The sequence below is a fragment of the Paenibacillus sp. NPDC093718 genome (genome assembly GCF_050279985.1).
Taxonomy (GTDB): Bacteria; Bacillota; Bacilli; order Paenibacillales; family Paenibacillaceae; genus Paenibacillus_AQ.
In genome coordinates this window covers 1,011,124-1,035,196 of the sequence record NZ_JBNNUS010000001.1, presented here as the reverse complement: position 1 = coordinate 1,035,196, position 24,073 = coordinate 1,011,124, and the positions used below count along the sequence as shown (strand labels likewise).

Genomic DNA, 24,073 nt, shown 5'->3' with positions numbered 1-24,073 from the left:
CGAGGAGGAATATCAAATGGAACGCAACATTATCGTATTGGACACAACCTTGCGCGACGGAGAGCAGGTTCCGGGTGCCAAACTGAACGTACAGCAAAAAATTGAGTTTGCGCAGCAGCTAAAGCGGCTGAACGTCGATATTATCGAGGCGGGTTTTCCCGCGTCTTCGGCAGGGGATTTTCAAGCGGTTCAGGAAATCGCCCGAACCGTAGGCGATAGCGTCTCCATTACTGCGCTTGCACGCGCGGTAAAGAGCGATATCGATGCCGTATATGAAAGCATTAAGCTCGCGCAAAATCCGCTGATTCATATCGTGCTTGGCACCTCGAACATTCATGTGGAGAAGAAATTCAATCGCTCCAAGGATGCGGTGCTCCAGATGGGCGTTGATGCGGTGAAGTATGCCAAAACACTGCTGCCTCATGTCCAGTATTCGACGGAGGATGCATCCAGGTCCGATTTTGAGTATCTGTGGACAACGATCGAAGCCGTCGTGAAGGCCGGAGCAACGATGATTAACGTGCCGGATACGGTCGGTTATGCCGTTCCGGATGAGTTCGGCGAATTGATTCGCAAAATCCATGAACGACTGAAGAATCTGAACGACCAGGTTATTCTCAGCGTTCACTGTCATAACGATCTCGGGCTTGCTACGGCGAATACGCTCAGCGCAGTGAGAAATGGTGCCCAGAAAGTAGAATGCACGATCAATGGTTTAGGGGAGCGAGCAGGTAACACATCGCTTGAAGAAGTGGTCATGGGACTGAAGGTCCGGGAGAATCACTTTAAGGCCTCCACCAATATCCGGCTCAAGGAGCTGATTAGAACCTCAAGGCTGTTGACGCATTTGACGGGCCTGGATGTGCAAGTGAACAAGGCGATTACGGGTGAGAATGCATTCGCGCACTCTTCCGGTATTCATCAGGACGGTCTCCTGAAGGATAAGCAGGTTTATGAGATCATGTCGCCGGAGGAAGTCGGCGCTGACAGCATGGAGCTGATCCTGACGGCACGGTCCGGAAGGCATGCGTTCAAGAATGCGGTGGAGAAGCTGGGCTTCGAGACAGGCGAAGGCGAAGATTTTGAGGCGCTGTTCGCGAAGTTCCTGCAGTTGGCCGATGCCAAGAAGGAAGTATATGACCATGACGTTTTTTATCTGGTGACCCAGCACCGTACCCATGAAGAAGTCAGCAGTCATCTGTATGAGCTGGATTCGTTCCAGGTCGTGACCAATGATCTGTATCCGACGGCAACCGTGAAGCTGAGAAAAGGCAGCGAGACGTTCAGGGACAGCATGGTGGGGGATGGCCCGATCGATGCGCTGTACAGCGCCATGAAAGCATTGGTCGGTTTGGACGTACAGTTGAAGGATTACAAAATCAACAGTCTGTCAAGGGGTAAAGAAGCCATCGGTCGGGTGAATATCCGAATCGAATACCAAGGCAAAATCTATTCCGGGCGCGCGATGGATACGGATATCATTAAGGCAAGCGCATTGGCTTTTCTTAACGGGATTAACGCGGTATTGCTTGATGCCAGCCAGGATGTGCAGGCGCAAGCGCCGGTGGATGCACGATAATTCATGTTATGAGACGGTTGCGTTCACCAAAGGCCAAGTCATAACAGTAACGTAATGCTGGTGCGGAGGGTGGATACCTCACGTCTACTATTAATGTAGAGGTGGGGTATGCGGCCGCCCGTAACAGATGGGTTTTAAAAACATACTTATTGACCGATCGTTACAAAATATATATAATGAGCTGGAAACTATAGGAGAGAGGAGCCGATCATGGTGCGAAGATTATGGAGGAATACGTCCTTGCAGCGAAATGGCATGTTCTTTCATGCCGAAATGTAGAGTGGGCGAGTTGTTTTATTTTTTTGCATTGTTTTGTACTAAACGGTAAAATAGTTGATTGTATGCAAAGTAGCGTCTTATTCGAGCGTTTACGGGACTCACTGATCCTATTTTTGTACCGATAATTACAAAAGTTTGGAATCATAAAAGACAGGAGTTGTTACCATTGCCATTTTCCATTTATGTATTAGGTTTAATGATCTTCTCGATGACGACCTCTGAGTTTATGGTAGCAGGCATTATGCCTTCGCTTTCAGCAGAATTCGGCGTTTCGGTTGCAGCCATTGGTTATCTCATTACTGCTTATGCTGTCGGCATGATTATAGGAGGACCGCTGCTGACGGTGGGGCTTTTGAAGGTGCCGCGCAAACAGGCCTTTACGATCTTGGCTGCCATCTTCCTAGTCGGCCAGACGCTGGGAGCTGTCGCGTCCACATATGAGGTAATGATGGCGGCCAGAGTGATCACGGGCATCTCCTCTGCGGCGGCGTTCGGCGTATCGCTTGCGATTTGCTTCTCCCTCGTCGGTCCGGAGTCGCGTGGAAGGGCGGCGTCGATCGTCCTCGGCGGTTTAATGGTTGCAACGGCGATCGGACTTCCGCTGGCGATGTGGATCGAGCAGCTGCTCGGTTGGCGTGCCAGCTTCTGGGCCGTGGTGGTTCTGGTGTCGGTATCCGGTTTGGTAGGGCAGTTTACGATCCCGTCGTTACCAAGACCTGAATCGGCCGGCATTCGGGGCGAGTTTGTCGCCTTCAAGAATCGCCATTTATGGGCTGCCTATGCTACAAGCATGCTGATTATCGGAGCTACCTTTGCCGCATTCAGTTATTTCTCGCCGATCTTAACCGATCTTACCGGCTTTGGCGATCAGGCGGTTCCGATCCTGCTTGGCGTTTACGGCGTGGCGACGGTGCTTGGCAACATGGTCACCGGCAGGTTGGCGGATCATTATATGATGCAGATCCTCATCATTGGGTTGGTCGCTCTGGCGGCGGCTTTAGTGATATTCGGACTGTTTGTGCACAGCCAGGTGATCGCTATGATTGCGGTTGTGATCGTGGGTTTAGCGGGTGTGCCTATGAACCCGGCCATGGCAACCCGGGTCACCCGGGTTGCCGATACGGGATCGCTTGTTACGACGGTGCATGGGTCCGTTATCAGCCTCGGCGTTGTTGTTGGTTCCTCCGTTGGAGGGATGGCGATGGATGCGGGATTTGGCTTGGCATCGCCTCTGTGGGTAGGGGCGTTCTTGGCTGTTCTCGGTTTGCTGTCCTTACTGCCAGCCGCGCGAGGTAGGGGAGAATCACAGCCTCTGTCTTCCGATCAATGATGGATTACCTGAAACCACCAGCTCCGAATATACGGAGCTGGTGGTTTCTAATTTTCAGCTGAACTGCTGCGTGATCCCCGCCATAAACTCCTCCTCCGAGGCGTTGCTTCGCAAATCCATCAAGAAATGAGCATCTGCTCCGGATAAATAGCGGAAACGGGAGGATGTATCTGTAGCCGCTTCGTAAATGGTTTCCGCAATTAACTCCGGTGTGGAGACGTTGGTTTCAAAGCTGGCCATTTGTTTTTGCAGCACCGCTTCTGAATAGGCTGCATAAGCATTCAGCGAAGGGTCTGACAGCAGATCCAATGAACGTCCTGTAAAGTCTGTTGCAACGTTTCCGGGCTCTATAACTTTCACCTTAATATTCTGTGCAGCCAGCTCATAGAACAAGGATTCCGAGAACCCTTCAATGGCCCACTTGCTCGCATGGTACAAGGACAGAAGAGGAAAGGCTACTCTGCCGCCAACGGATGAAACATTAATGATAGTTCCCTCGCCGTTCATTCTGAAATGGGGGAGTATAGCCTGGGTTGTCTGGAGGACACCAAATACGTTGACATCAAACTGGTTTCTTACCTGTTCATCCGTCGCGGCTTCAAATGCGCCAATGGCTGCGTAGCCTGCATTGTTCAGCAGCACATCGATTTTACCGAATTGCCGAATCCCTTCAGCGATGGATGCTTCGATCGTTTCCTTCCGTACAACATCGAGTCTTGTGACCAGCATACGCTCTAGTTGAATGAATTCCATCTCCTTCTCCGGCGAACGCATGGTTGCGATAACGTTCCATCCTCGCTCCCAAAAATATTGTGCGGTTCCTCTTCCGATTCCTGAAGATGTGCCTGTAATTAAAATGGTCTTCATGGTCTTATTCCTCCTCTATTCTCACTTGCAAGGAGAGTATATAACGAATGCTGAACAAAGTAAACTAAAATTACTAAATTAGTAAAGTTGATAAATATAATTCAAATGGTTATCGATCTCTTTCATGCGTTATAATGAGGAGTAGAACGGGAGGGGGAGTTCTAGAGGTGAAGAAGGCGGTAAGTATAGAGCAATATATTGAGAAAATAAAGCCGGTACTGAGAAAAACGAAGTTCAGCCAATTGAAAATAGATGATATTGCACATCATATGGACATCAGTAAAGTAACGCTGTATAAGCATTTTTCTTCCAGAGATGATGTCATTCAGGTGGTGGTTGAGCATTACATCGACTATCTGCTTCGGGCAGATTTCATTGTTCAGGATGAGATAATTCCTTTTGCCGATCGCTTTCAGAAAACGTACGAGCAGTCTCTGAGATGCGTGATTTACGTGTCGGATCTTTTCCTGCAGGATCTTAAAGAGTCCTATCCGCATTTATTTGATCGACTTTGGGCAGCCCAGCAGACCCGGAACAAAAATCTGGAGGCATTCTTCGAAGCCGGAATGAACCAGGGCATATTTAACCGGATGAACGCTGCGCTGTTCATGGTTCAGGACGATGCGGTTCTCCGTCGTATATTGGACCCGCTATTCTCGATCCAATACGATCTGACGTTAAAACAGGCGCTGATGGATTTTTACCAGTTGAAAAAATACCAGCTGTTCCAGCCAGAACATCTCGATTCCGTGCAGGATGCGAAAATGGAGCAGGAGATCATGCAAATCTTGGGGATGATATCATAGAAACCCATGTTGGACTGGATAAGCAACCATTTGAAATGAGATCAACGGCTAAACGGCAGAAATGCCGTTTTTTTATTTGAAGAAATAGAGGTTGTCCTCCTCCCAGCGAACGGCAGCATAGGAAAACACATGCGATCAGAAGAAAGTACATGTTAATATTCGGGAGTTGGATGTTATTATGAAAGCGCTTTAGATTTAAAGGTGAGAATTATGGAAGGAAGCGATATGGATGAGAAGAAAATGGAGTCTGATTTTGATGAGCGCACTAATCGCCTTTACGGCGGCCGGCTGTAATGGTCCCAAGGAAGCGGATGGCGGAACCTCCGGTTCATCAAGCGCTGCCGCCGATGGCAAGCTGTCTTTCACGATGTCCATGGCAACCAGCGGAAACAAGCATGCCGAGCGTTCGAAGGACGTCAATGAAGAGAGATGGGTGAAGGAGCTTGAGAAGCTGACCAATACGGATATTGAACTGACCATGCTGCCGCTGAAGGACTTCGATAGCAAAATGACTTTAATGTTTGCCTCCAATGATATTCCTGACGTCGTTCAGAACGTGGGAGGGGCTACAAGCAAGGGAATGTCCGGTTCCGTGGAAGCAGGCGTATTTATGCCGCTTGACGACTTGCTGAAGGAGCATGCTCCGAATTTGATGAAGAGTGTGCCGAAGGAAGCCTGGCAGGAGACAAGCTATGACGGCAAAATTTACGGAATACCGGCATGGCTGTCCAACCCGTCCCGTAGAGGGTTGTTTATCCGGACCGATTTGCTGGAAAAGACAGGGCTCCCGGCACCAAAGACGGTGGATGAATTTCTGGATGTGATGCGTGCGATGAAAAAGGAAGGCGTGGAGTTCCCGTATCAAATGCGGGAGAACTTCAAATATGCCGACACGATTCTGGGAGCGTTCGACGTGCTGCCATCGCAGTACGAACTCCAGAACGGGGAGGTCGTTCCTAAGTTCTTCGACGTGGAAAATATGACGAAGGCGCTCGAGACCTATAAGACTATGTACGATGAGGGTCTAATTTCTAAGGATTTTGCGACCCTGACCTCGAGTGATTATGGCAAAAACATTGAGAGCGGCAAATCCGGTATGTGGTCAGCCAATGCCCAGCTTCTCTCGGGATTCCGCGGTAAGTTGAAAAATGCCGTGCCAGATGCCAAGATCGATATCATTGCTTCGCCGCGCGGTCCGGAGAACACAGGAGGCCATCTGCTGTATTCAAGCATCAATACATCTTACTATATTAACAGCAAGGTCTCAGAAGAGAAGGCCATCGGCATTATCAAGTTTTTTGATTGGATGCTGACGCCGGAGGCAGAGACATATTTCTCGTTCGGCATTGAAGGCGAAACGTTCACCCGGGAGAACGGCGCGATCAAGTTTACGCCTCCATCCACGCCGGAAGCGATGGATGAAGACGGCTTCCGCAGCATGTTCTGGTTCGTCCACGATATGGTGTACAACAAGGCAAAGGAAGAACTCACCGAGGATGGGCAGGACATGATCAAGTTCATGGATACGGTGGTCTTTAAGGAAGGGCTGGGGTCGATCCGTTTCTCGCCGGCATTGGACGCTTATTCCAAATATCCGGATACCGCGCCGCAAGGCGATGACGTGGGGCCTAAGCTCGTTCTTGATCATATGATCAAGATGATTTATGGCAGAGAGCCGATCTCGGATTGGCCGAAAGTGATTGAGGAATACAAGAAGAAGGGCGGCCTTGAGATCATTAAGGAAGCCACGGACCGTTACAACGAAGGGAAGGGGATTGTCGTCTCGGAAAACCGGAAATAACCGATTCATGAAGAGAAGGAGATGTTCACATGAGCTTGCATGATATGAGCGGCAAACAAGCCGTATTCTTCGAGCGAATCATGGGGCTGCCGGTCTTCGATACCCATACTCACCTTATCGGTGACCGGCTTGGTGCAAGGGACTTTTGGGAAATCGTCCATTACTTCTGGTTTTACCGAGAGCTCCAAGCTGGAGGATACCCGGATGAAGCGGATAAATTACCGGAGGAGGAGCGAATTGCCGCTTTTCTAAAAGCCTATCGATCAACGAGAAGCACGCTGATGAACTGGGTATTCACCTCGATTATGCGTGAATTATACGGAGTCACCATCAAGGATGAACATTCGGTGCGGGAAGCCATGGCTCGCATACGGCATGCATCCGCCGAAGAGGGCTGGGCACAGCAAACGGCAGATCGGATGAATATCCGCCGGTTTGTCGTGAATCATCCGGAGCATGCAGCGTTTCAAGGCATGCGGGATGATGCCGTATTGATCCCCCGGATTGACGGAGTGCTGGGTCCATGGGTTGACCGCATCGTGCAATCTAATGATCCGGCCAGGACTTTACTTGATGTGGGAGGCGAGATTGACTTGCTGCTCGGCGGATTTCGCGAAGCTGGCCTCCCGGGCATCATGACAACGCTGCCGCGGTATGAATCGAGTTCGCACATCCGTAAGGAGATTGGGCCGGCAAGCGGGCGTGACGACATTCTGATGGAGCTGCTGCACGTTATATGTGGTGCTGCGGCTCGGAACGACCTGCTCGTTCAGCTGTTTTTGGGAGTAGAGAGATCGTGGTGCGGTACGGCGTTCCCTGCTAATGATACAGAGCGGATTCTAAAGCTGACGGCTTTGTTTGAGTCGTACCGTTGTGAATTTGAGCTTGTGCTTGCATCGGAGCTGAACAATCTCGATGCGGTGCAGGCGGCCTGGAATTTCCCGAATGTTCATGTCGGCGGCATGTGGTGGTTCAACTTCCGGGCGAGCACCTACCGGGACAGCATGCAGTACCGTCTGGAGGCACTCCCGGCAAGCAAGAGCTCGATTATCGTCTCGGATGCCCGATGTATGGAATGGAGTTACGGCAAGATTTTGCTTGTGAAGAAGCTGGCTGCCGAGTTTCTGTGGGAGCGGGTCCTATCTGGCTGGATCGACGAAGAGACGGCGCTGGATACGGCAAACGAATGGTTCTACGCGAGTGCCATGAAGCGCTATGGCATTCGTACGGAGGATCAGTAAGGGAAACAGGTTGACATATCGATAATTCTCGATATAATGATACGTATGAAACCAATCGAAGTTTTTAAAGCGTTGTCCAATGAATCGAGGCTTGAAATATTGCAGTGGCTCAAGGAACCGGAACAACATTTTACACCCCACGAAGGGATTGATATGAGGAAAGTCGGGGTATGCGTAACCCAGGTGACCGAGAAATTGAATATGACGCAGTCCACCGCATCGCAATATTTGTCGATTCTGCACCGGGCAGGTTTGATCAAGACGGAGCGGCTTGGGAAATTTACGTATTATACGCGGGATGAAGAGGCTATCCGGGAAATTGGAGAGTATTTGAAGCAGGAGATTTAGAGCAGGTACTGAATGATTCCTTCAGAAATAAGGAATATTCAGTCTTGTCTTACACTATATATCTACATATTGCGATATGTATTTTCATTGGTTTAACATATCGACAATTCGTGATATATAAATATTACTAAGGGAGTGGAATTACAATCATGACGGGTGCTTGGAAGATTTATTTTTTGGCGATCGTTAGTTTTTTAGTAGGAACGTCGGAGTATATTATATCGGGAGTTTTGGATAAAATTGCGGATTCGTTAGGAATTACGATAACCGCTGCGGGTCAGCTGATCACGATTTTCTCATTGGTCTATGCGATCTTGACCCCCGTTCTTATGGCACTGACCGCTAGAATGGAGAGACGGAAACTGTTGATTTATTCATTGGGTATTTTCGTGATCGCGAATCTATTGTCGTTTGCCCTTCCGGGGTATATTCCGTTTGTAATTGCGCGGGTTATTATGGCGATGGGCGCAGGAATGGTAGTTGTAACTGCACTCGGGATTGCCGCCAAAATCGCACCGCCGGGTAAACAGGCGAGCTCGATCGCTACGGTCATCATGGGCTTCACGGCTTCCCTGATCATCGGCGTTCCCCTCGGCCGTGTCGTTGCTGCTGCTTTTGGATGGAAGTCAGTGTTCGGTTTCATTGCCATTCTGGGGGTTATTTCCATGATTGTGCTGCACAAGGCGATTCCTCACACCAAAGGGGATGCTCCCGTACCGCTGCTCCAGCAGTTCGCGCTGCTCAAGAAGTCTAAAGTTGCACTCGGTTTGGCGATCACGTTCTTCTGGCTGGGTGGTTATTCCATTGCCTATACGTACCTGTCTCCTTACCTTCTACATGTTAGCGGCCTGAACGAAGGTCTGATTAGTGCAGCGCTGTTTGCCTTTGGCATTGCCAGCCTCATTGGCTCCAAGTTCGGTGGATTCAGTACGGATCGATGGGGAGTGCCGCTTACATTAACCGGTGGCATGATTCTGCATATTCTCGCATTAATCGTTCTGACTTTTACCCAAGCAGCCGTATCTGTCATTCTCGTGTTTGCGATTCTTGTAATATGGTCGTTATCTGCCTGGTCTTCCGGTCCGACGCAGCAGTATAACCTCGTTCAGCTGGAGCCGAATTCATCCGGGGTTATGCTAGGCCTAAACCAGTCCGTGATGCAGCTCGCCATGGCTGCGGGCGCAGGCATCGGAGGGGTTGCCGTCGAGCAATGGTCTTTGTCATCCATTACCTGGATCGGTGCCGGGGGCGTTGCCATAGCCATGATAGTGTCGTTTGTTCTTTTCCGATTAGGGAAGCGGGAGAGCATGGGGCGCGCGCCATTGGAAGCTTAATGAATAACCACTGGTGACGGCTATGCTGTGACGGGGCTTGATATACAGCATTTTTTATACGGTCGGAAACGAAAGAATCCATGAGCCATCCCCTTTCTTCTCAGCGATGATATGGACATCAATTTGACGCCCCAAAATAAGAAAGTTTATGCTATGATCAATGGATGGCGGAAAATTTGGTTCCAAATTTTGCGAAGGAGGAGATGCGATTGGCTAAGCTTAAAGATATCGCCGAGCGAGTCGGGGTATCCATATCTACGGTTTCGCGGGCCATTAGCAATGATGCAAGCCGTCCGGTCAGCGAGGATACCAAGCAGAAAATCCGGCAAGCGGCGCTTGATCTTGGTTATAAACTGCCTGAGTCATCCAAAAGGGTTCATGATAACGGTATCGCCGATAAGCGGGTTGTCTGCGTCGTTCCCCAAAACCTGATGGACGACCACCCGTATTTCTCAACGGTTCTTGCCGGTTTCCATAAAAAAATGGAGGAGCTCGGACAGCCCCCGGCAATCGTTCGTACATGCGAGGAAATCGCTGATGCGGACAAAATACGCCTCATGCTGAGGGAGACAGGAGCTCAGGGGATTGTAGCCGTCAGCTGGTACGACAAGGAGCTGTTTGAACTGATACAGCAGGCCGGGGTTGCCATCATGGGTGTGAGTTTGAATGATGAGCGGCTGACCGTGCCGGTTGTAGACTGTGACCGGATTTCATCCGCGAGGGCAGCCGTACGCCACCTGATTGACCAGGGACACACGCGAATCGCTTATATCGGGGGGCCTGCATATTCCAAGCAGATGGAGAGCGAAGAACGGTATGTCGGCTATAAATTCGCCATGCTGGAAGCCAACCTAGAGGTGCGCGAGGAGTGGCTGATGAATACCGGATGGAATGTGGATCGAAGCTTCAGCAAGCTGTCCGAGCTGCTCGGAGGCCTTCCCAAAGATCAATGGCCAACGGCTGTTTTTTGTGCCAGCGACATGCTTGCCATTCCGGCGATGCGTGCCGTTGTCGAGAATCAAGGCAGGATCCCGGAAGATATCGCGATCGTGGGGATGGATAACATTGATGTGGCCCAGTATACAACGCCCCCGTTAAGCTCTGTTTCCGTGCCGAAATACGAAATCGGCAGGGTAGCCGCCAAATCGATCGTGGATTATTTGGACGGGCATTTCAAGGTGGCAACCAAAATATTGCTGCCATGCTCATTGATTGTTCGGGAGTCTTCAAGTTTCATCAGAACATAAATTTAACTAACGCGTCATGTATGACTAGTTAACATAAAATATGAAATAAAGAGCATCGAACAGCTATCGGCTTGAAATCCGATAGCTGTTTTTTGTGGTTTTTTATCCAACATCGAGGTTATTGTGCCAAAACAGTCCAAAAAATCATTTGACAATGCCAAATCGCTATATTATTATGAGTGAAAATCAACGAAATGTTTGGAATGATATTTTTGGTCTTGGTAACTGCTGAACGATTCTTCGCACAACTTCACTCTAGTCATTGATTACGTTTTCATTCCTTTAATATAAAGGTTTTAATAATAGGGTTAATTCCTCCGGTTCATGAATGCGGCCCTTCGCATGGTGCCTTTCATGTACCAATATTGATCCAAATTCAATCCGAATTTATCCAAAAATTATCCAAAATAAATCCAAGAAAATGAAATAACACCCGACCTGCTCGGGTCTTATTTATAAAACGATTTGGCGTTACTATACCTAACATATTGTGCGTTAGAATAACCGTATCCGACAAACGGATAGCTTGAGGCGGTGGTGGATTAGTCATATGACGGATTGCAGAGAAAAGGAGGGAAATCATAAACGAGTACTTTCCAAGTGCCATTCATGTGAAATGGAACTGATCCGCTGATGAGCGGATACCCATGATTTGATGGCATGTCAAAATCGCTTTGCTGGTGAAACGAGGTTAACCCAATCCCATACATACGAGGTGATGCTCATTGGCTAATACGCCCCTGCACTCCGCAGCAACCGCGGTACCCGAAACAAAACGTAAGCGCTTACTGTGGAATCGCGTCTTACGCAATTGGCAGCTTTATGCCCTGATTTCACCGGTCATCGCCTATTACATCCTGTTCCAGTATGTTCCGATGTACGGCATCCAGATCGCCTTTAAGGATTTTATAGCAACGCAGGGGATATGGGGCAGTCCGTGGGTCGGCTTTGAGCACTTTGATCGCTTTTTCAACAGTTATTATTTCTGGCGCCTGATCAAGAATACGCTGGGCATCGGATTATACAGTCTTGCTGTCGGTTTTCCGATCCCGATTATTCTGGCTTTGCTCATGAACGAGGTTCGGGCTGAACGTTTCAAGAAATTCGTGCAGACCATCACATATGCGCCTCACTTTCTCTCTACCGTGGTCGTTGTCGGGATGATGATGATTTTCCTGTCGCCCCGTTACGGCATCATCAATCATTTTATTGAAATGTTCGGCGGCCAGCCGATTAATTTCATGACCGAGCCCTCTTGGTTTAAGTCTCTTTACGTTCTGTCGGATGTATGGCAGGCCATGGGCTGGAGCTCCATTATTTATTTGGCTGCCCTTGCCGGCATTGACAACCAGCTGCACGAAGCAGCGCGCGTCGATGGTGCGACCAGGCTTCAGCGCATATGGCATATTAACATCCCGGGCATTATGCCAACGATCATCATTCTCTTGATCCTGAACATGGGCAGCATTATGGGCATCGGGTTTGAGAAGGTGCTCCTGATGCAAAACAACCTGAATATGGAAAGCTCCGACATTATTGCCACCTATGTCTACCGAATGGGGATCCAGAATGCCGAGTACAGTTTCTCCGCAGCCATCGGATTGTTTAATTCCGTCATCAATTTTGTCCTGCTGGTTGTCGTGAACTTTGTTTCGAAGCGCGTGAGCGAGACCAGTCTTTGGTAAAGAGGGGAGTGAAAGAACCATGCAAATCGAAACCAGAGGGGACCGCATTTTTAATGTTATCAACTATACGATTCTGATCCTGGTTACCATCATTGTCATGTACCCGCTGGTCTTTGTGCTCAGCGCATCGTTTAGCGACCCGCAGGCGGTTCTGAGGGGCGAGATGCTGCTGTGGCCCAAGGGAGTCAACTTGAATTCCTATGTAAAAATTTTTCAGAACAAGGATATCATCAGCGGCTTTACCAACACGCTGGTGTATACGTCGCTCGGCACGTTCATTAATCTCACGATGACCATCCTTGCCGCCTATCCGCTGTCCCGGAAGGATTTTGTCGGGCGAAATGCGATCATGGCACTGCTGGTCTTCACGATGTTTTTCAGCGGAGGACTCATTCCGACGTATTTGCTGATCAAGAACCTCGGTATGCTGAATACGCTCTGGGTCATGATTATCCCGAATGCCGTATCTATCTGGAACATCATCATTATGCGCACCTTCTTTCAGCAGTCCATACCCGGCGAGCTGCAGGAGGCCGCGACGATCGATGGATGCTCGAACATTAAAATCTTGACACGGATTATACTGCCGCTGTCCATGCCGATTATCGCGGTGACCATTTTGTTCTATGCGGTCGGTCATTGGAATGCGTTCTTCAATGCACTTCTGTATTTATCGGATAAAGATAAATTTCCGCTGCAGCTCATCCTGCGCGAAATTCTGATTCAGGGACAAACGAACGATATGGTCAAAATGTCGACCGAATCGGCGATCAAGCAGCAGAGGGAAGTGGAGGGCATTAAGTACGCGGTGCTGGTCGTAGCGAATATTCCGGTGCTGGCCCTCTATCCGTTCCTGCAGCGATATTTTGTCAAAGGCGTGATGATTGGGGCCATCAAAGGATAATTCCTTGCATGGAAATATGGATGGAACATGAAAAGGGGAGGATTACGGATGAAGCTGAAGCAATGGGGAAGTCTTCTGTTGACCTGCATGTTGTCGGTATCGCTGGCGGTGGGCTGCAGCTCGAAAGGCTCGGGAGGAACGGCTCAATCGGACCCTTCGAGTGAAGGGAAATCCGCGATAAATGAAACGGGGTTTCCTATTGTCGACGACAAGATGACAGTGACCGGTTTTGCCGGAAAGTTCTTTGCCAACGCCGACTGGAACAACATCAAGCTGTGGCAGGAATATGAGAAAATGACCAATATTCAGGTGCAGTGGGACACGGTGCACAAAGACAATTTGGCGGAAAAACGAAACTTGCTCCTGGCCGGCGGCGATTATCCGGAAATGTTCTATGCATCCGCATTCCCGAGGGCAGATTTGCTGAAATACGGCAAGCAGGGCGCTTTTATTCCGCTGAATGACCTGATTGATCAATACGCGCCGAATTTCAAAGCGTTGATGGAGAAGTATCCGGTCATCGAGAAGGGGATTACGATGCCGGACGGCAACATTTACGGGCTGCCGACGCTGTACGATCCGGAATTCCGGTCCGTGCTGTACGGAACGCCGTGGGTGAAGTCGGAGTGGCTGACCAAGCTTGGCCTTCAAGAGCCGCAGACGCTGGATGAATTCTACGATATGTTGAAGGCGTTCAAAGAGAAGGATCCGAACGGCAACGGCCAGAAGGATGAATATGCCTGGGGCGGCGTGGGGACTGCCGGCATCGTCAACTATTTGCGCGGCTCGTTCGGCCTCAATTATCACGGAACTTCGAACATTAACGTGGATACCGATCCGGCGAGCGGAAAGGTCCGGTTCATTCCGACGGATCCAAGGTACAAGGAACTGCTTCAGTTCGTGAACAAGCTGTACAAGGACGGCCTGCTGGAGCAGGATATCATGTCCGTGAAGAGCACGGAGGTGGACGCCAAAGGCGTTGAAGGCCTTCTCGGCGTTGTTGATAACGTCGATCCGGTCGCCATCTACAACCAGGAGGGTTATGTAGGACTGCCGGTTTTGAAGGGGCCGCACGGCGATCAGATGTTCAGCGCCACGGGCTCTCCGCTGGGGAACATCGGGATGTTTGTCTTGACCGATAAAGCGAAGAATCCGGCCGCGCTGATCCGCTGGATGGATTACTTCTACAGCGACGAGGGCATTCGCATGTTCTTCATGGGCTGGAAAGACGAAACGTATAAGGAAGATGCAGAAGGCAATGTGGATTACGTGGACGAGATCAAGAACAATCCGGAAGGTCTCAATCTGGACCAGGCGGTAGGGCAGTATCTGATATGGCCCGGCGGATATTATCCGGGCTTCGTGACCCAGAAGTATTTCAAGGGAGCGGAAGGCCTGCCGACTTCTGTAGAGAACGCAAAAAAAGCCGAGCCGTACGTCATCCCTCAAGACAAGGTCTGGCCGCCGTTTAACTTTACGGCCGATGAGCAGTCCGAGCTTACCGGTATCCAAACCGACATTCACACTTACGTGGATGAGATGCGGGATAAATTCATAGCTGGCAACGAGTCCTTTGATAACTGGGACCAATATGTAGCTAACCTGCAAAAAATGGGCTCGGAGCGCTATCAGGCCATTTACCAGTCTGCGGCAGATCGATATACCAAATAAACACGTGTACAGAACCTAAAAGGAGCGACATGTTATGACACAATTGAAAGCCATATTGATCGGGGCCGGCGCGCGCGGCGCCGGGGGTTATGCCCCCTATGCCCTGGATTACCCGCATGAGTTGACCTTCGTGGCCGTGGCCGAGGCCGATCCGGCGCGGCGCATCCGATTTGCCGAGAGGTTTGGAATTCCGCCGGAACAGTGTTATGAAACCTGGGAGCCGCTGCTGGCGGAGCCCCGGCTTGCCGATATCGCCGTTATTTGCACGCAGGATCGCATGCATTATGGCCCAACCATGCAAGCGCTGGAGAAACAGTATCATGTGCTTCTGGAGAAACCGATGTCTCCGGAACCGAAGGAGTGTCTTGAGATGGAGCAGGCGGCCATTCGCAACAACAGGCTGCTGACCATATGCCATGTTCTGAGATATACCCCTTTTTGGAGTACCATCAAACGCGTGCTTCAGGAAGGGTCCATCGGTGAGGTGGCTTCGATCCAGCTGAACGAGAATGTGGGGTACTGGCATATCGCGCACAGCTTTGTGCGGGGGAACTGGAATCATTCCGACAAGGCCAGCCCGATGATACTGGCCAAATCCTGTCATGACATGGATGTGCTGTCGTGGCTGATGGACCGGCCGTGCACGCAGGTCACTTCGTTTGGCTCCCTGATGCATTTCCGGGAGGAGCAGGCCCCCGAAGGTTCGGCCGACCGCTGCCTCGATTGCCAGGTAGAAGCGACCTGTCCATATTCGGCCCCCCGGTTTTACTTGAGCGATCAGTACAAGGGATGGGCGGGGCATTTCACCCAGGAGCTGACCAAGCCGAACATCATTCAGGGGCTTCGCGATACGGACTATGGCCGCTGCGTATATCGGAGCGATAACAATGTGGTCGATCATCAGGTCGTCAACATGGAGTTTGAGGGCGGCGCCACCGCGATGTTCAGCATGTGCGGGTTTACGTATGAACAGGAGCGCAGAATTCAGATTATGGGCACCCGCGGCGAGCTTCGGGGAGAGGAAGGTAAGATTACGGTTTACGATTTCCTGACCGGACAGAAAACGGAGATTACGATTCCTTCGCAGTCCAGCGGACATGGCGGGGGCGACAGTGGAATTGTGGCGAGCTTCCTGAAGGAGGTTCGGAGTTATAACGGGCAGGAGAGCCTGACGTCGGCCAGTGCCTCCGTGCGGAGCCATCTGATTGCGTTCGCAGCGGAGAAATCGAGGCTGAATCACGGCCAATCCATCAATTTGAACGAATATGCGCGGGAATTGATGGCGGAAGAAAACGCGGTGAAATAATGGAATTATATTAAAAATACATCATATGAAAAATTCATAATAGACAAACAAGAAGAAACCGCCGATCTCGAGGATCCGCGGCTTCTTCTTGTTTATTTCACCTGATCAATGGACAGGCTGACTTTATAATTCCCGTACTTCAGAAGCTCTTCTAGAAAATCATTCAATTCCTTGGGCGAGCCCGCCCGTACCCTGAGCCAATAACAGCCCTCACCGCTGACGCGGTGGGTTTCGGCGACCATGTCGTGGGACTGAACAAAGGACAAGAAGGGAGAATGAGCCGTATTTAACGCCAAGAACATGGTGATAAAAGCATGTACGGTCAGACCGATTTTGTCCGGGTTCCAACGAAGCGTAAAGCCTTCAATGACACCCAGATCCTGCAGCTTACGAACACGGGCTCCGACAGCTTGACCTGTCAAGTGCACCCGCTGTCCGATGGCTTTGTGAGACAGGCTTGCATCCTCCAGCAGGTGATGTAATATGCGAAGATCGACTTCGTCGAATTCATGAACGCTTGGCATAGTCATTTCCTTTCACGATGAAAGTGAGTTCCCCTATTTCCTTTCACGAAGCTGTAGGCGAAAGAATCCGGCGTTCCCTATAATTGATTCAGAACCATATTAAATGAAACAAAGGGGAAATGAAAGTGAAACTTCAGCTTATACGTAATGCTACGTTAAGAATACAGTACGCCCATCTTGAACTGCTGGTCGATCCGATGTTTAGCGATGCCAAGGCGAACCCGCCGGTCATCAACACCGCGAATGACAGACGGAATCCGCTTGTACCGCTGCCGTTCTCAGCTGGGCAGCTCCATCCCGATGTGGTGCTGGTTACGCATCTGCATCCGGATCACTGGGATCAACCTGCTGTGGATGCACTACCCAAGGCGACACCGATCCTTTGTCAACCTGGGGACGAGGATACCTTGGCATCCCAGGGCTTTACTTCCGTGACGGCAGTCCAGGAAACCCTGGAATATGAGGGGGTTACGATAATCCGAACAGGCGGTCATCACGGCACGGGTGAGATCGGCCAGATGATGGGACAGGTATCCGGCTTTATTTTAAAGGCAGAAGGCCACCCGACGCTCTATATAGCAGGCGACACGATCTGGTGCGATGAAGTGAAAGAAGCATTGGATGCACACAAACCCGAGATGACGGTTGTCAACGCCGGCGGCGCCCGGTTTCTCACGGGGGACCCGATCATCATGGATGAGAGCGAAGTGATTGAACTGCTTCGGTATGCACCCTATACGAAGGCGGTTGCAGTCCATATGGAAGCCATCAACCACTGCCTTGTGACAAGAGCGGAACTGTCCGGTCGTCTGGCAGCGGAAGGTCTGCGCGATCAAATCGAAATTCCGCAGGACGGCGAATGGGTCGAATGGAAAGCGTAATACGCAACAGCTCGGCACAGCAGCGGGTAAGGCAGGCTGTCATCCGTTGGTTTCTGTAGTAATGGGATAGTCTGAACATGATATAATCTGTGCAGGAAGCTCCGTGATGCGGAGCTTTTTTGTTGTCCCGCCTCATCTGCTGCTTTTCATTAAAAATAATCCAGGAACGATATGTAATCCTGACATACTAGATGTCAGGATTCATGTTTTATCATTCGATTCAGCAGTCAAAAAGTACGAAACGCGAGGAGTGTTAACGATGAAACTCGACCGGCTGCTAGGCATTACGATGGAATTATTGACCAAAAAAAGAGTGGCGGCCACGGCCCTTGCCGCCCGGTATGAGGTCTCGGTTCGAACGATCTACCGCGATGTGGACCTCATTAATCAGGCCGGCATTCCGGTTGCTTCCTATCCCGGTGCGGATGGCGGGTTTGAATTGATGGGCGGGTTATATCTGACGAGGCAGCACTTCTCTGTTGAGGACTTTTTGGCGATCTACAATCTTTTGAAGGGCATCGAAGGGACTGTGAAGGGGAGATACACATCCATCATGAATAAGCTCGGAACCCTGCAGCCTGCCCTGTTGAACGGAGGATGTCATGAACAAATCCTATTCGATATGAGCACGTCGGAGCATGAGCGGGCATGGGTACGGCCCATTCTAAATGCCATTGAACGCTCGAACCTGATGACCCTTCACTATACGAGTACATCCGGCAGCTGTTCGGAGCGGCAAGTGGAGCCGCTGCAGCTGTACTGGGAACAAGGCGTGTGGTATTTGGAGGCCTACTGCTTGTTAAAGCAGGGGAAACGAATCTTCAGAGTATCGCGCATATCCAGTCTTGAAATATCCACCGACACGTTCCTCCCAAGAGGAAACCTGGGGCGGGAGGATCAGGAGGCGGTGCAGGGCATACAGGCTCATCTCCGTTTCGATTCATCCGCCGGACCGCGGGTGACCGAGCAATTTCCGGAGGCCTTCATCTCCGGCGAGGGACTTCTCGATGTCCGAACGGTGTTCTATACCAAAGCTTATGCCATCTCGGTGATCTTAAGCTACGGTTCAAAGGTGGAGATCATCTCCCCGCCGGAACTGAAAGAAGATCTGCTGCAGGAGCTGGAAGAAATACGTAAACATTATGAATGATGGACCATGAACAATGAATGAACATGAACCGTTAGATCAGAACTTGAGGAGGAAGTTTCATATGACCATTTTGGTAACAGGCGCTACAGGAACCGTTGGAAAACACATTGTGCAGCAGCTTGTGCTGCAAGGAAGCGAAGTGAGGGCAATCTCACGCAATCCGCAGCAAGCGATTCTGCCGGAGGGCGTCCAGGTGGTTGCCGGGAATCTCAATGACCCGGATAGCCTGATCCCCGCCCTGCAAGGCGTGACGGCGATGCATCTGATCATTTCCAGCGATGAGGCTTACGGAACCCTTCAGACGGATCCGAGGATTATCGAGCTTGCCGAGAAGGCAGGCGTCAAGCGGGTAACGGTATTGGTGGGCTATGAAGAAGGTCCCGTCGAAGCTGCCCTTCGAGAGAGCGGGATGGAATGGACCCTGCTCAAGCCCGGCGAATTTATGGCGAATATTTTGGCCGATTGGCAGGAATCGATCCGCATTGAGGGAGTCGTCCGCGAGCCGTTCGGCCATGCGCTGAGCGCGAGAATCCATGAAGCCGATATCGCACGGGTTGCCGTCGCCGCACTTCTTGAGGGAGGTCACCATGGACAAGAATATTTCCTTACGGGACCGGAAGCCCTCTCGCGAACGGAAGCGGTTCGGATCATAAGCGAGGTAACAGGCAAGGACATCCGTTTTATCGAACTGACCGAGGAACAGGCGAGAGATCAATGGAGAGAGCAAGGCTATGACGAGGAATCGATTGAGTTTTTTGTGCTAATGGGAAAAAATCCGCCCGAGATCGGTTATACGGTATTGCCGACGGTGGAGGAAGTCACGGGGCGGCCGGCAGCCACGCTTGCTGATTGGGTCCGTGATCATCTGGACGATTTTTAAGAGTAAGCCAGCATGACATTCTAAAGGCTGATTTTTATAGGAAGAGGAGGAGCTGTGAAACTTGCCTTACGCCATTGAAACGAAGGAGCTTCGGAAATCTTACAACGGCATGGAGGTCGTTCGAGGAATCGATCTGCGAGTCGAACAAGGAGAGCTGTTTGCCTTGTTAGGCCCGAACGGCGCCGGAAAAACAACCACCATTCATATGTTATCCACCCTGGTTAAGCCGGATGGGGGATTCGCATGCGTAGCCGGGTATGATGTCGTAAGCAATGCCCGGCACGTTCGGAGAAAGATTAGCCTGACAGGCCAGTTTGCAGCACTGGATGAGGGACTCTCCGGTCTTCAGAATTTAATGTTGATTTCAAGGCTTTACGGTTATTCGGCGAAAATGGCTCGATCCGTAAGCGAGGAGCTGATCGAATCCTTTGGACTCGGCGAAGCAAAGGACCGCGCGGTACAGCATTACTCTGGCGGGATGCGGAGGCGGCTGGATATTGCCGCCAGTATCGTTACCGAGCCTGATGTTATTTTTCTGGATGAGCCGACAACAGGCCTCGATCCGCAAAGCCGCAATCAAGTGTGGGAGGTTGTAAGGTCGCTCTTGAAGCGGGGAACCACTGTGCTGCTGACGACGCAATATCTGGAAGAAGCTGACCAGCTGGCGGACCGGATAGCCGTGATGGATAAGGGGAGTTTGATTGCGGAAGGAACACCCCGGCAATTGAAGGCTTCCGTTGGCAACAGAACGTTAACCATCCAATTCATCGAACCGGCCGATCAGCGCAAGCTCGGTACTTTGTTAAACGAGACACACGCGCTGAACGTAATGTAGGATGAACATCCGTTGGTACATAAGATCCCGGTGGAGGATGCAAGTGCTGCCAATGAGGCTCTTCGTACGCTAATGAAGAACGGATTCGCCATTGAATATTTCGACTTAAGCGAGCCGAGTCTGGATGAGGTCTTTCTGTCACTGACCCATGCGAAGTCGAAGGGAGGCAGAGGGACTCCATGAATGTAAGCCAACATACAGTGAATAAGGACAGCGTGCTGCCTGTTCGCCAAGCCGATACCGATCCTCCCAATGCCCTGACGGCGATCCGAATCTTTATGTGGAGAACTTGGCAGCATACGAAGCATAACGGGTTTGGTCTGGTGATGGACGCGGTTCTTTCGCCGGTTCTGTTGCTGCTCATATTTAGTTACTTGTTCGGCGGCGCCATGGCCGGGTCAACCGGAGCTTATATTCAATTCCTATTGCCCGGCATTCTGATGCTGACGGTCGTGCCCATGACGGTGTATAGCGGAACCACGGTATGCTCGGATATTACCAAAGGGGTGTACAATCGATTCCGAACGCTGCCCTTTTGGCAGCCCGCCTCCGTCATCGGTTCCATCCTCAGGGATGGTTTGCGTTATACGGTCGGCGTTATCGTTGCCATGGGTACGGGGCTTGCGCTGGGCTTCCGCCCCGAGGGCAGCGCCATCCAAATGGTATGCGCCATTGCTTTCATTTTGCTTTTTGCATTCAGCGTCAGCTGGATATTTGCGCTGATCGGCGTCGTCGCCAAGCGGCCGGAGACGGTATCGGGGTCGAGCATGATCGCGATATACCCGCTGCTGTTCGCCAGCAACATTCTGGTGGATTCGTCGACGATGCCGAAATGGACGGGCATTCTCATCGATCTGAATCCGATCAGCATGGCGGCAGCCACGGTCAGGGGACTGATGAACGGCACGGCAACCATGGCCGTGATCATGATCGGAATCGGGGTCTGTGTGGTGATTATCGCTATTTTCGCCCCGCTTACGCTGTATTTGTATCAGACAAATAACGAGCGGTAAGAGGCACAAAAAAACCAGGCTTGCATGAGCATGCGGCCTGGTTTTTATCTATGGTATGTCATTCTATGGTCTATGTAAATCGTATCACTATTTTTGGACCCACGATAAATACACAATACTACAACGGAAAGTATAAGTCTATATTTTTTTCGGGAAACCCCTATACTTAAAGCTATTCTTTAGCAAAGAGGGGGAATTTACGAATGCTGAATCGAAGCGAAAGCGCAGAGCGGGAATATCTTGAGTTTGTATTAAAGGAGCTTCATCAAGCGTCGGAGGAATTAGAGGGTAAGGTGTCCGAATCGTATAAGGAGATCATTGAAGCGAAGAAGTACCTGTGGGTCAACATGGCCCAATTGGATGCGGCGGAACGGGCGGCCAACCGGGTTGATATTTCCTTGTCCATTGATACGGGTGAGAAGAAGGCGGCCAGGCTGCAGAAGATGCGCAAACTACTCACGTCGCCGTATTTTGGCAGGGTGGATTTCCGTTCGAATGAACCGGAAGAAGAGGGTGCCTACTATATTGGCATCCATTCCTTTACGAATTCGGAGAGTCAGGAGCATCTGATTTATGATTGGCGCTCGCCGGTAGCAAGCTTGTTCTATGATTACAATGTCGGTCCTGCGTCGTATGAAGCGCCCATGGGCAGGATGCAAGGCGAAATTACCGTTAAGAGGCAGTACAAAATCAAAGACGGTCAAATGGAATATATGATTGAGAGCTCCATGAACATCAATGACGACGTACTGCAGAAGGAGCTCAGCAGCACGTCAGACGAGAAGATGAAGAATATTGTGGCTACCATTCAACAGGAGCAAAATGCCATCATACGAAACGAAACCGCGAATGAGCTGATCATACAGGGGGCGGCAGGTTCAGGCAAAACCTCGGTGGCTCTGCACAGGGTAGCTTTTCTGTTGTACCGCCATAAGGAGACTTTGACTTCCAGCAACGTGCTCATTATATCCCCCCATAAAGTTTTCTCTGATTATATATCCAACGTTCTGCCAGAGCTTGGGGAAGAGAAAATCATGGAGGTTACGATGGAGGAGCTTGCTGCCAAAGAGCTGGGGGGATTATGTCAGTTTCAGACCTTCTTCGAACAGGTGAACGAAATCGTGAGCGCCGATGACGAACAGGGCATTGAACGGATCCGGTATAAGGCCAGCATGCACTTCGTACATGAGCTGGAGGCTTATATGAAATATGCTGATGAGCATTTCTTCCTGGCTGCGGATATTCAGCTGAAAGACGTATGTATTCCGGCTTCGGAGATCAGGGACTGTTATCTTGGCACCATGATCACGCCGATCAGGCAGCGATTGGAGAAGACGGCTTCCATCCTGTCAGGCCGGGTTCGTACAGAGGATGGAGAGAGACTGACTGCGGCAGAAGCCAAAAAAGTCAAAACCGCGATCAAGAACATGTTCAAATTTCAAAATGCGCTCAGCATGTACAAGGAATTTTTCTCATATAGGAACAAACCGGACATGTTTGTCATGAACGGAAGGAAAACGATCGAGTATGCGGACGTTTTTCCGCTGCTGTATCTTAAAATGCATTTGGAGGGAAGCACGTCATACGATATGGTGAAGCATCTGCTGGTCGATGAAATGCAGGATTATACACCGATTCAATACGTCGTGCTATCGAAATGGTTTTCGTGCAAAAAAACGATACTTGGGGACAGCAACCAGTCGGTCAACGTATATACGTCCACTTCACTGCATGATATCAAGAGCGTATTTCCGCATGCCGATACGATTGAGCTGTTAAAAAGCTATCGTTCCACGCTGGAGATTATGGCACTCGCGAAGCGAATCCATCCGGGCAGCACCATGATTCCCGTTGAGCGGCATGGGGAAGAACCGCAGGTGATCCGGTATCGTGACATCCGGGAGGAGCTGGAGTTCATTCAAGAGCTTAGCCGTCACTTTTTAGATTCCGGGCTGCAGACGATGGGGATCATATGCAAAACGTCTTCACAGGCCCGGCAGGTGTATGAGTCCATCAGGGGGCTTCAGGGCAGCGTGAATCTGCTCGACTTTAGCAGTGAACGCTTTGAGGAGGGAATTACGATCACCTTCGCCCATATGGCCAAAGGTCTGGAATTCGATCAGGTTATCGTTCCTTTTGCGGACGCCGATAACTATCGTTCGGAGATGGATCGAAGCTTACTCTATATTGCTTGTACCCGGGCCATGCATAAGCTTTCGCTAACCTATTCGGGCGAGCCGGCACCTTGGTTGGCGGTGTGAGCGTGAGCCGAAAATGGAGGATAGCGCAATCCATAGGAACACCTTTTAAAAAAGTCGCGACGGGTGGTTGCGGCTTTTTTCTTTAGATGATTGGATTGAATCTATATCGGCTGCTGTTACTCAGTATGTCT

General features: G+C 50.5%; 22 protein-coding genes. 19 read left to right on the top strand and 3 right to left on the bottom strand.

What is annotated here, in order from left to right; all coding sequences use genetic code 11:
• Positions 1 to 16: 16 nt before the first annotated feature.
• The gene (locus ACQKPA_RS05110; RefSeq protein ID WP_427489931.1) at positions 17 to 1,579 is read left to right on the top strand and encodes a 2-isopropylmalate synthase; all 1,563 of its coding nucleotides are present in this window, start codon (positions 17 to 19) and stop codon (positions 1,577 to 1,579) included.
• Between the two features lie 208 nt (positions 1,580 to 1,787).
• On the opposite strand, the gene ACQKPA_RS05105 is transcribed toward ACQKPA_RS05110, so the two are convergent.
• Positions 1,788 to 2,003: a hypothetical protein gene (locus ACQKPA_RS05105; RefSeq protein ID WP_427489929.1), complete on the bottom strand. Its 216-nt coding sequence runs from the start codon at positions 2,001 to 2,003 to the stop codon at positions 1,788 to 1,790.
• 21 nt (positions 2,004 to 2,024) lie between these two features.
• Here ACQKPA_RS05105 and ACQKPA_RS05100 point away from each other — a divergent pair, with 21 nt between their 5' ends.
• Entirely contained in the window at positions 2,025 to 3,188 is a 1,164-nt protein-coding gene (locus ACQKPA_RS05100; protein ID WP_427489927.1) for an MFS transporter, read from the top strand.
• Between the two features lie 54 nt (positions 3,189 to 3,242).
• Here the strand turns inward: ACQKPA_RS05100 and ACQKPA_RS05095 are convergent, their stop codons facing one another.
• Complete coding sequence (locus ACQKPA_RS05095; protein ID WP_427489925.1) at positions 3,243 to 4,055, bottom strand: SDR family oxidoreductase; 813 nt, start codon at positions 4,053 to 4,055, stop codon at positions 3,243 to 3,245.
• 167 nt (positions 4,056 to 4,222) lie between these two features.
• Here ACQKPA_RS05095 and ACQKPA_RS05090 point away from each other — a divergent pair, with 167 nt between their 5' ends.
• The 10 genes from ACQKPA_RS05090 (at position 4,223) to ACQKPA_RS05045 (ending at position 16,398) form a co-directional block, all read left to right on the top strand.
• Positions 4,223 to 4,861: a TetR/AcrR family transcriptional regulator gene (locus ACQKPA_RS05090; RefSeq protein WP_427489923.1), complete on the top strand. Its 639-nt coding sequence runs from the start codon at positions 4,223 to 4,225 to the stop codon at positions 4,859 to 4,861.
• 229 nt (positions 4,862 to 5,090) lie between these two features.
• Positions 5,091 to 6,662 carry an extracellular solute-binding protein gene (locus ACQKPA_RS05085; protein WP_427489921.1) on the top strand — a complete coding sequence of 524 codons (1,572 nt, stop codon included), beginning with the start codon at positions 5,091 to 5,093 and terminating at the stop codon, positions 6,660 to 6,662.
• Between the two features lie 29 nt (positions 6,663 to 6,691).
• Positions 6,692 to 7,903 (top strand): glucuronate isomerase, encoded by a 1,212-nt coding sequence (locus ACQKPA_RS05080; protein ID WP_427489919.1) that lies wholly within the window; start codon positions 6,692 to 6,694, stop codon positions 7,901 to 7,903.
• Between the two features lie 45 nt (positions 7,904 to 7,948).
• The gene (locus ACQKPA_RS05075; RefSeq protein WP_071223382.1) at positions 7,949 to 8,251 is read left to right on the top strand and encodes an ArsR/SmtB family transcription factor; all 303 of its coding nucleotides are present in this window, start codon (positions 7,949 to 7,951) and stop codon (positions 8,249 to 8,251) included.
• Between the two features lie 149 nt (positions 8,252 to 8,400).
• A complete protein-coding gene (locus ACQKPA_RS05070; RefSeq protein ID WP_427489917.1) occupies positions 8,401 to 9,585 on the top strand; it encodes an MFS transporter in 1,185 nt (394 codons plus the stop codon).
• A gap of 209 nt (positions 9,586 to 9,794) precedes the next feature.
• Positions 9,795 to 10,832 (top strand): LacI family DNA-binding transcriptional regulator, encoded by a 1,038-nt coding sequence (locus ACQKPA_RS05065; protein ID WP_427489915.1) that lies wholly within the window; start codon positions 9,795 to 9,797, stop codon positions 10,830 to 10,832.
• A gap of 725 nt (positions 10,833 to 11,557) precedes the next feature.
• Positions 11,558 to 12,517 (top strand): ABC transporter permease, encoded by a 960-nt coding sequence (locus tag ACQKPA_RS05060; protein ID WP_427489913.1) that lies wholly within the window; start codon positions 11,558 to 11,560, stop codon positions 12,515 to 12,517.
• Positions 12,518 to 12,536: 19 nt separating this feature from the next.
• The gene (locus ACQKPA_RS05055; RefSeq protein ID WP_113060632.1) at positions 12,537 to 13,421 is read left to right on the top strand and encodes a carbohydrate ABC transporter permease; all 885 of its coding nucleotides are present in this window, start codon (positions 12,537 to 12,539) and stop codon (positions 13,419 to 13,421) included.
• 48 nt (positions 13,422 to 13,469) lie between these two features.
• Positions 13,470 to 15,092, top strand: coding sequence for an extracellular solute-binding protein (locus tag ACQKPA_RS05050; RefSeq protein ID WP_427489911.1), 1,623 nt, complete (start codon positions 13,470 to 13,472; stop codon positions 15,090 to 15,092).
• A 34-nt stretch (positions 15,093 to 15,126) separates the two neighbouring features.
• Complete coding sequence (locus ACQKPA_RS05045) at positions 15,127 to 16,398, top strand: Gfo/Idh/MocA family protein (protein ID WP_427489909.1); 1,272 nt, start codon at positions 15,127 to 15,129, stop codon at positions 16,396 to 16,398.
• Positions 16,399 to 16,490: 92 nt separating this feature from the next.
• On the opposite strand, the gene ACQKPA_RS05040 is transcribed toward ACQKPA_RS05045, so the two are convergent.
• Positions 16,491 to 16,922 (bottom strand): Lrp/AsnC family transcriptional regulator, encoded by a 432-nt coding sequence (locus ACQKPA_RS05040; RefSeq protein ID WP_427489907.1) that lies wholly within the window; start codon positions 16,920 to 16,922, stop codon positions 16,491 to 16,493.
• A 125-nt stretch (positions 16,923 to 17,047) separates the two neighbouring features.
• On the opposite strand from ACQKPA_RS05040, the gene ACQKPA_RS05035 reads away from it, so the two are divergent.
• From ACQKPA_RS05035 to ACQKPA_RS05005, 7 genes are all read left to right on the top strand, one after another.
• On the top strand, positions 17,048 to 17,803 hold the full coding sequence (locus tag ACQKPA_RS05035) for an MBL fold metallo-hydrolase (RefSeq protein ID WP_427489905.1): 756 nt from the start codon (positions 17,048 to 17,050) through the stop codon (positions 17,801 to 17,803).
• 259 nt (positions 17,804 to 18,062) lie between these two features.
• Positions 18,063 to 18,953 carry a helix-turn-helix transcriptional regulator gene (locus ACQKPA_RS05030; RefSeq protein WP_427489903.1) on the top strand — a complete coding sequence of 297 codons (891 nt, stop codon included), beginning with the start codon at positions 18,063 to 18,065 and terminating at the stop codon, positions 18,951 to 18,953.
• A 61-nt stretch (positions 18,954 to 19,014) separates the two neighbouring features.
• A complete protein-coding gene (locus ACQKPA_RS05025) occupies positions 19,015 to 19,833 on the top strand; it encodes an NAD(P)H-binding protein (protein WP_427489901.1) in 819 nt (272 codons plus the stop codon).
• A 61-nt stretch (positions 19,834 to 19,894) separates the two neighbouring features.
• Positions 19,895 to 20,668, top strand: a complete 774-nt coding sequence (locus tag ACQKPA_RS05020; RefSeq protein ID WP_427489899.1) for an ATP-binding cassette domain-containing protein — start codon at positions 19,895 to 19,897, stop codon at positions 20,666 to 20,668.
• A 12-nt stretch (positions 20,669 to 20,680) separates the two neighbouring features.
• Positions 20,681 to 20,851, top strand: a complete 171-nt coding sequence (locus ACQKPA_RS05015; RefSeq protein WP_427489897.1) for a DUF4162 domain-containing protein — start codon at positions 20,681 to 20,683, stop codon at positions 20,849 to 20,851.
• Positions 20,848 to 21,681, top strand: coding sequence for an ABC transporter permease (locus tag ACQKPA_RS05010; protein WP_427489895.1), 834 nt, complete (start codon positions 20,848 to 20,850; stop codon positions 21,679 to 21,681). The genes ACQKPA_RS05015 and ACQKPA_RS05010 overlap by 4 nt, the downstream gene beginning before the upstream one ends.
• 203 nt (positions 21,682 to 21,884) lie before the next feature.
• Positions 21,885 to 23,942: a HelD family protein gene (locus tag ACQKPA_RS05005; protein WP_427489893.1), complete on the top strand. Its 2,058-nt coding sequence runs from the start codon at positions 21,885 to 21,887 to the stop codon at positions 23,940 to 23,942.
• Positions 23,943 to 24,073 lie beyond the last annotated feature (131 nt).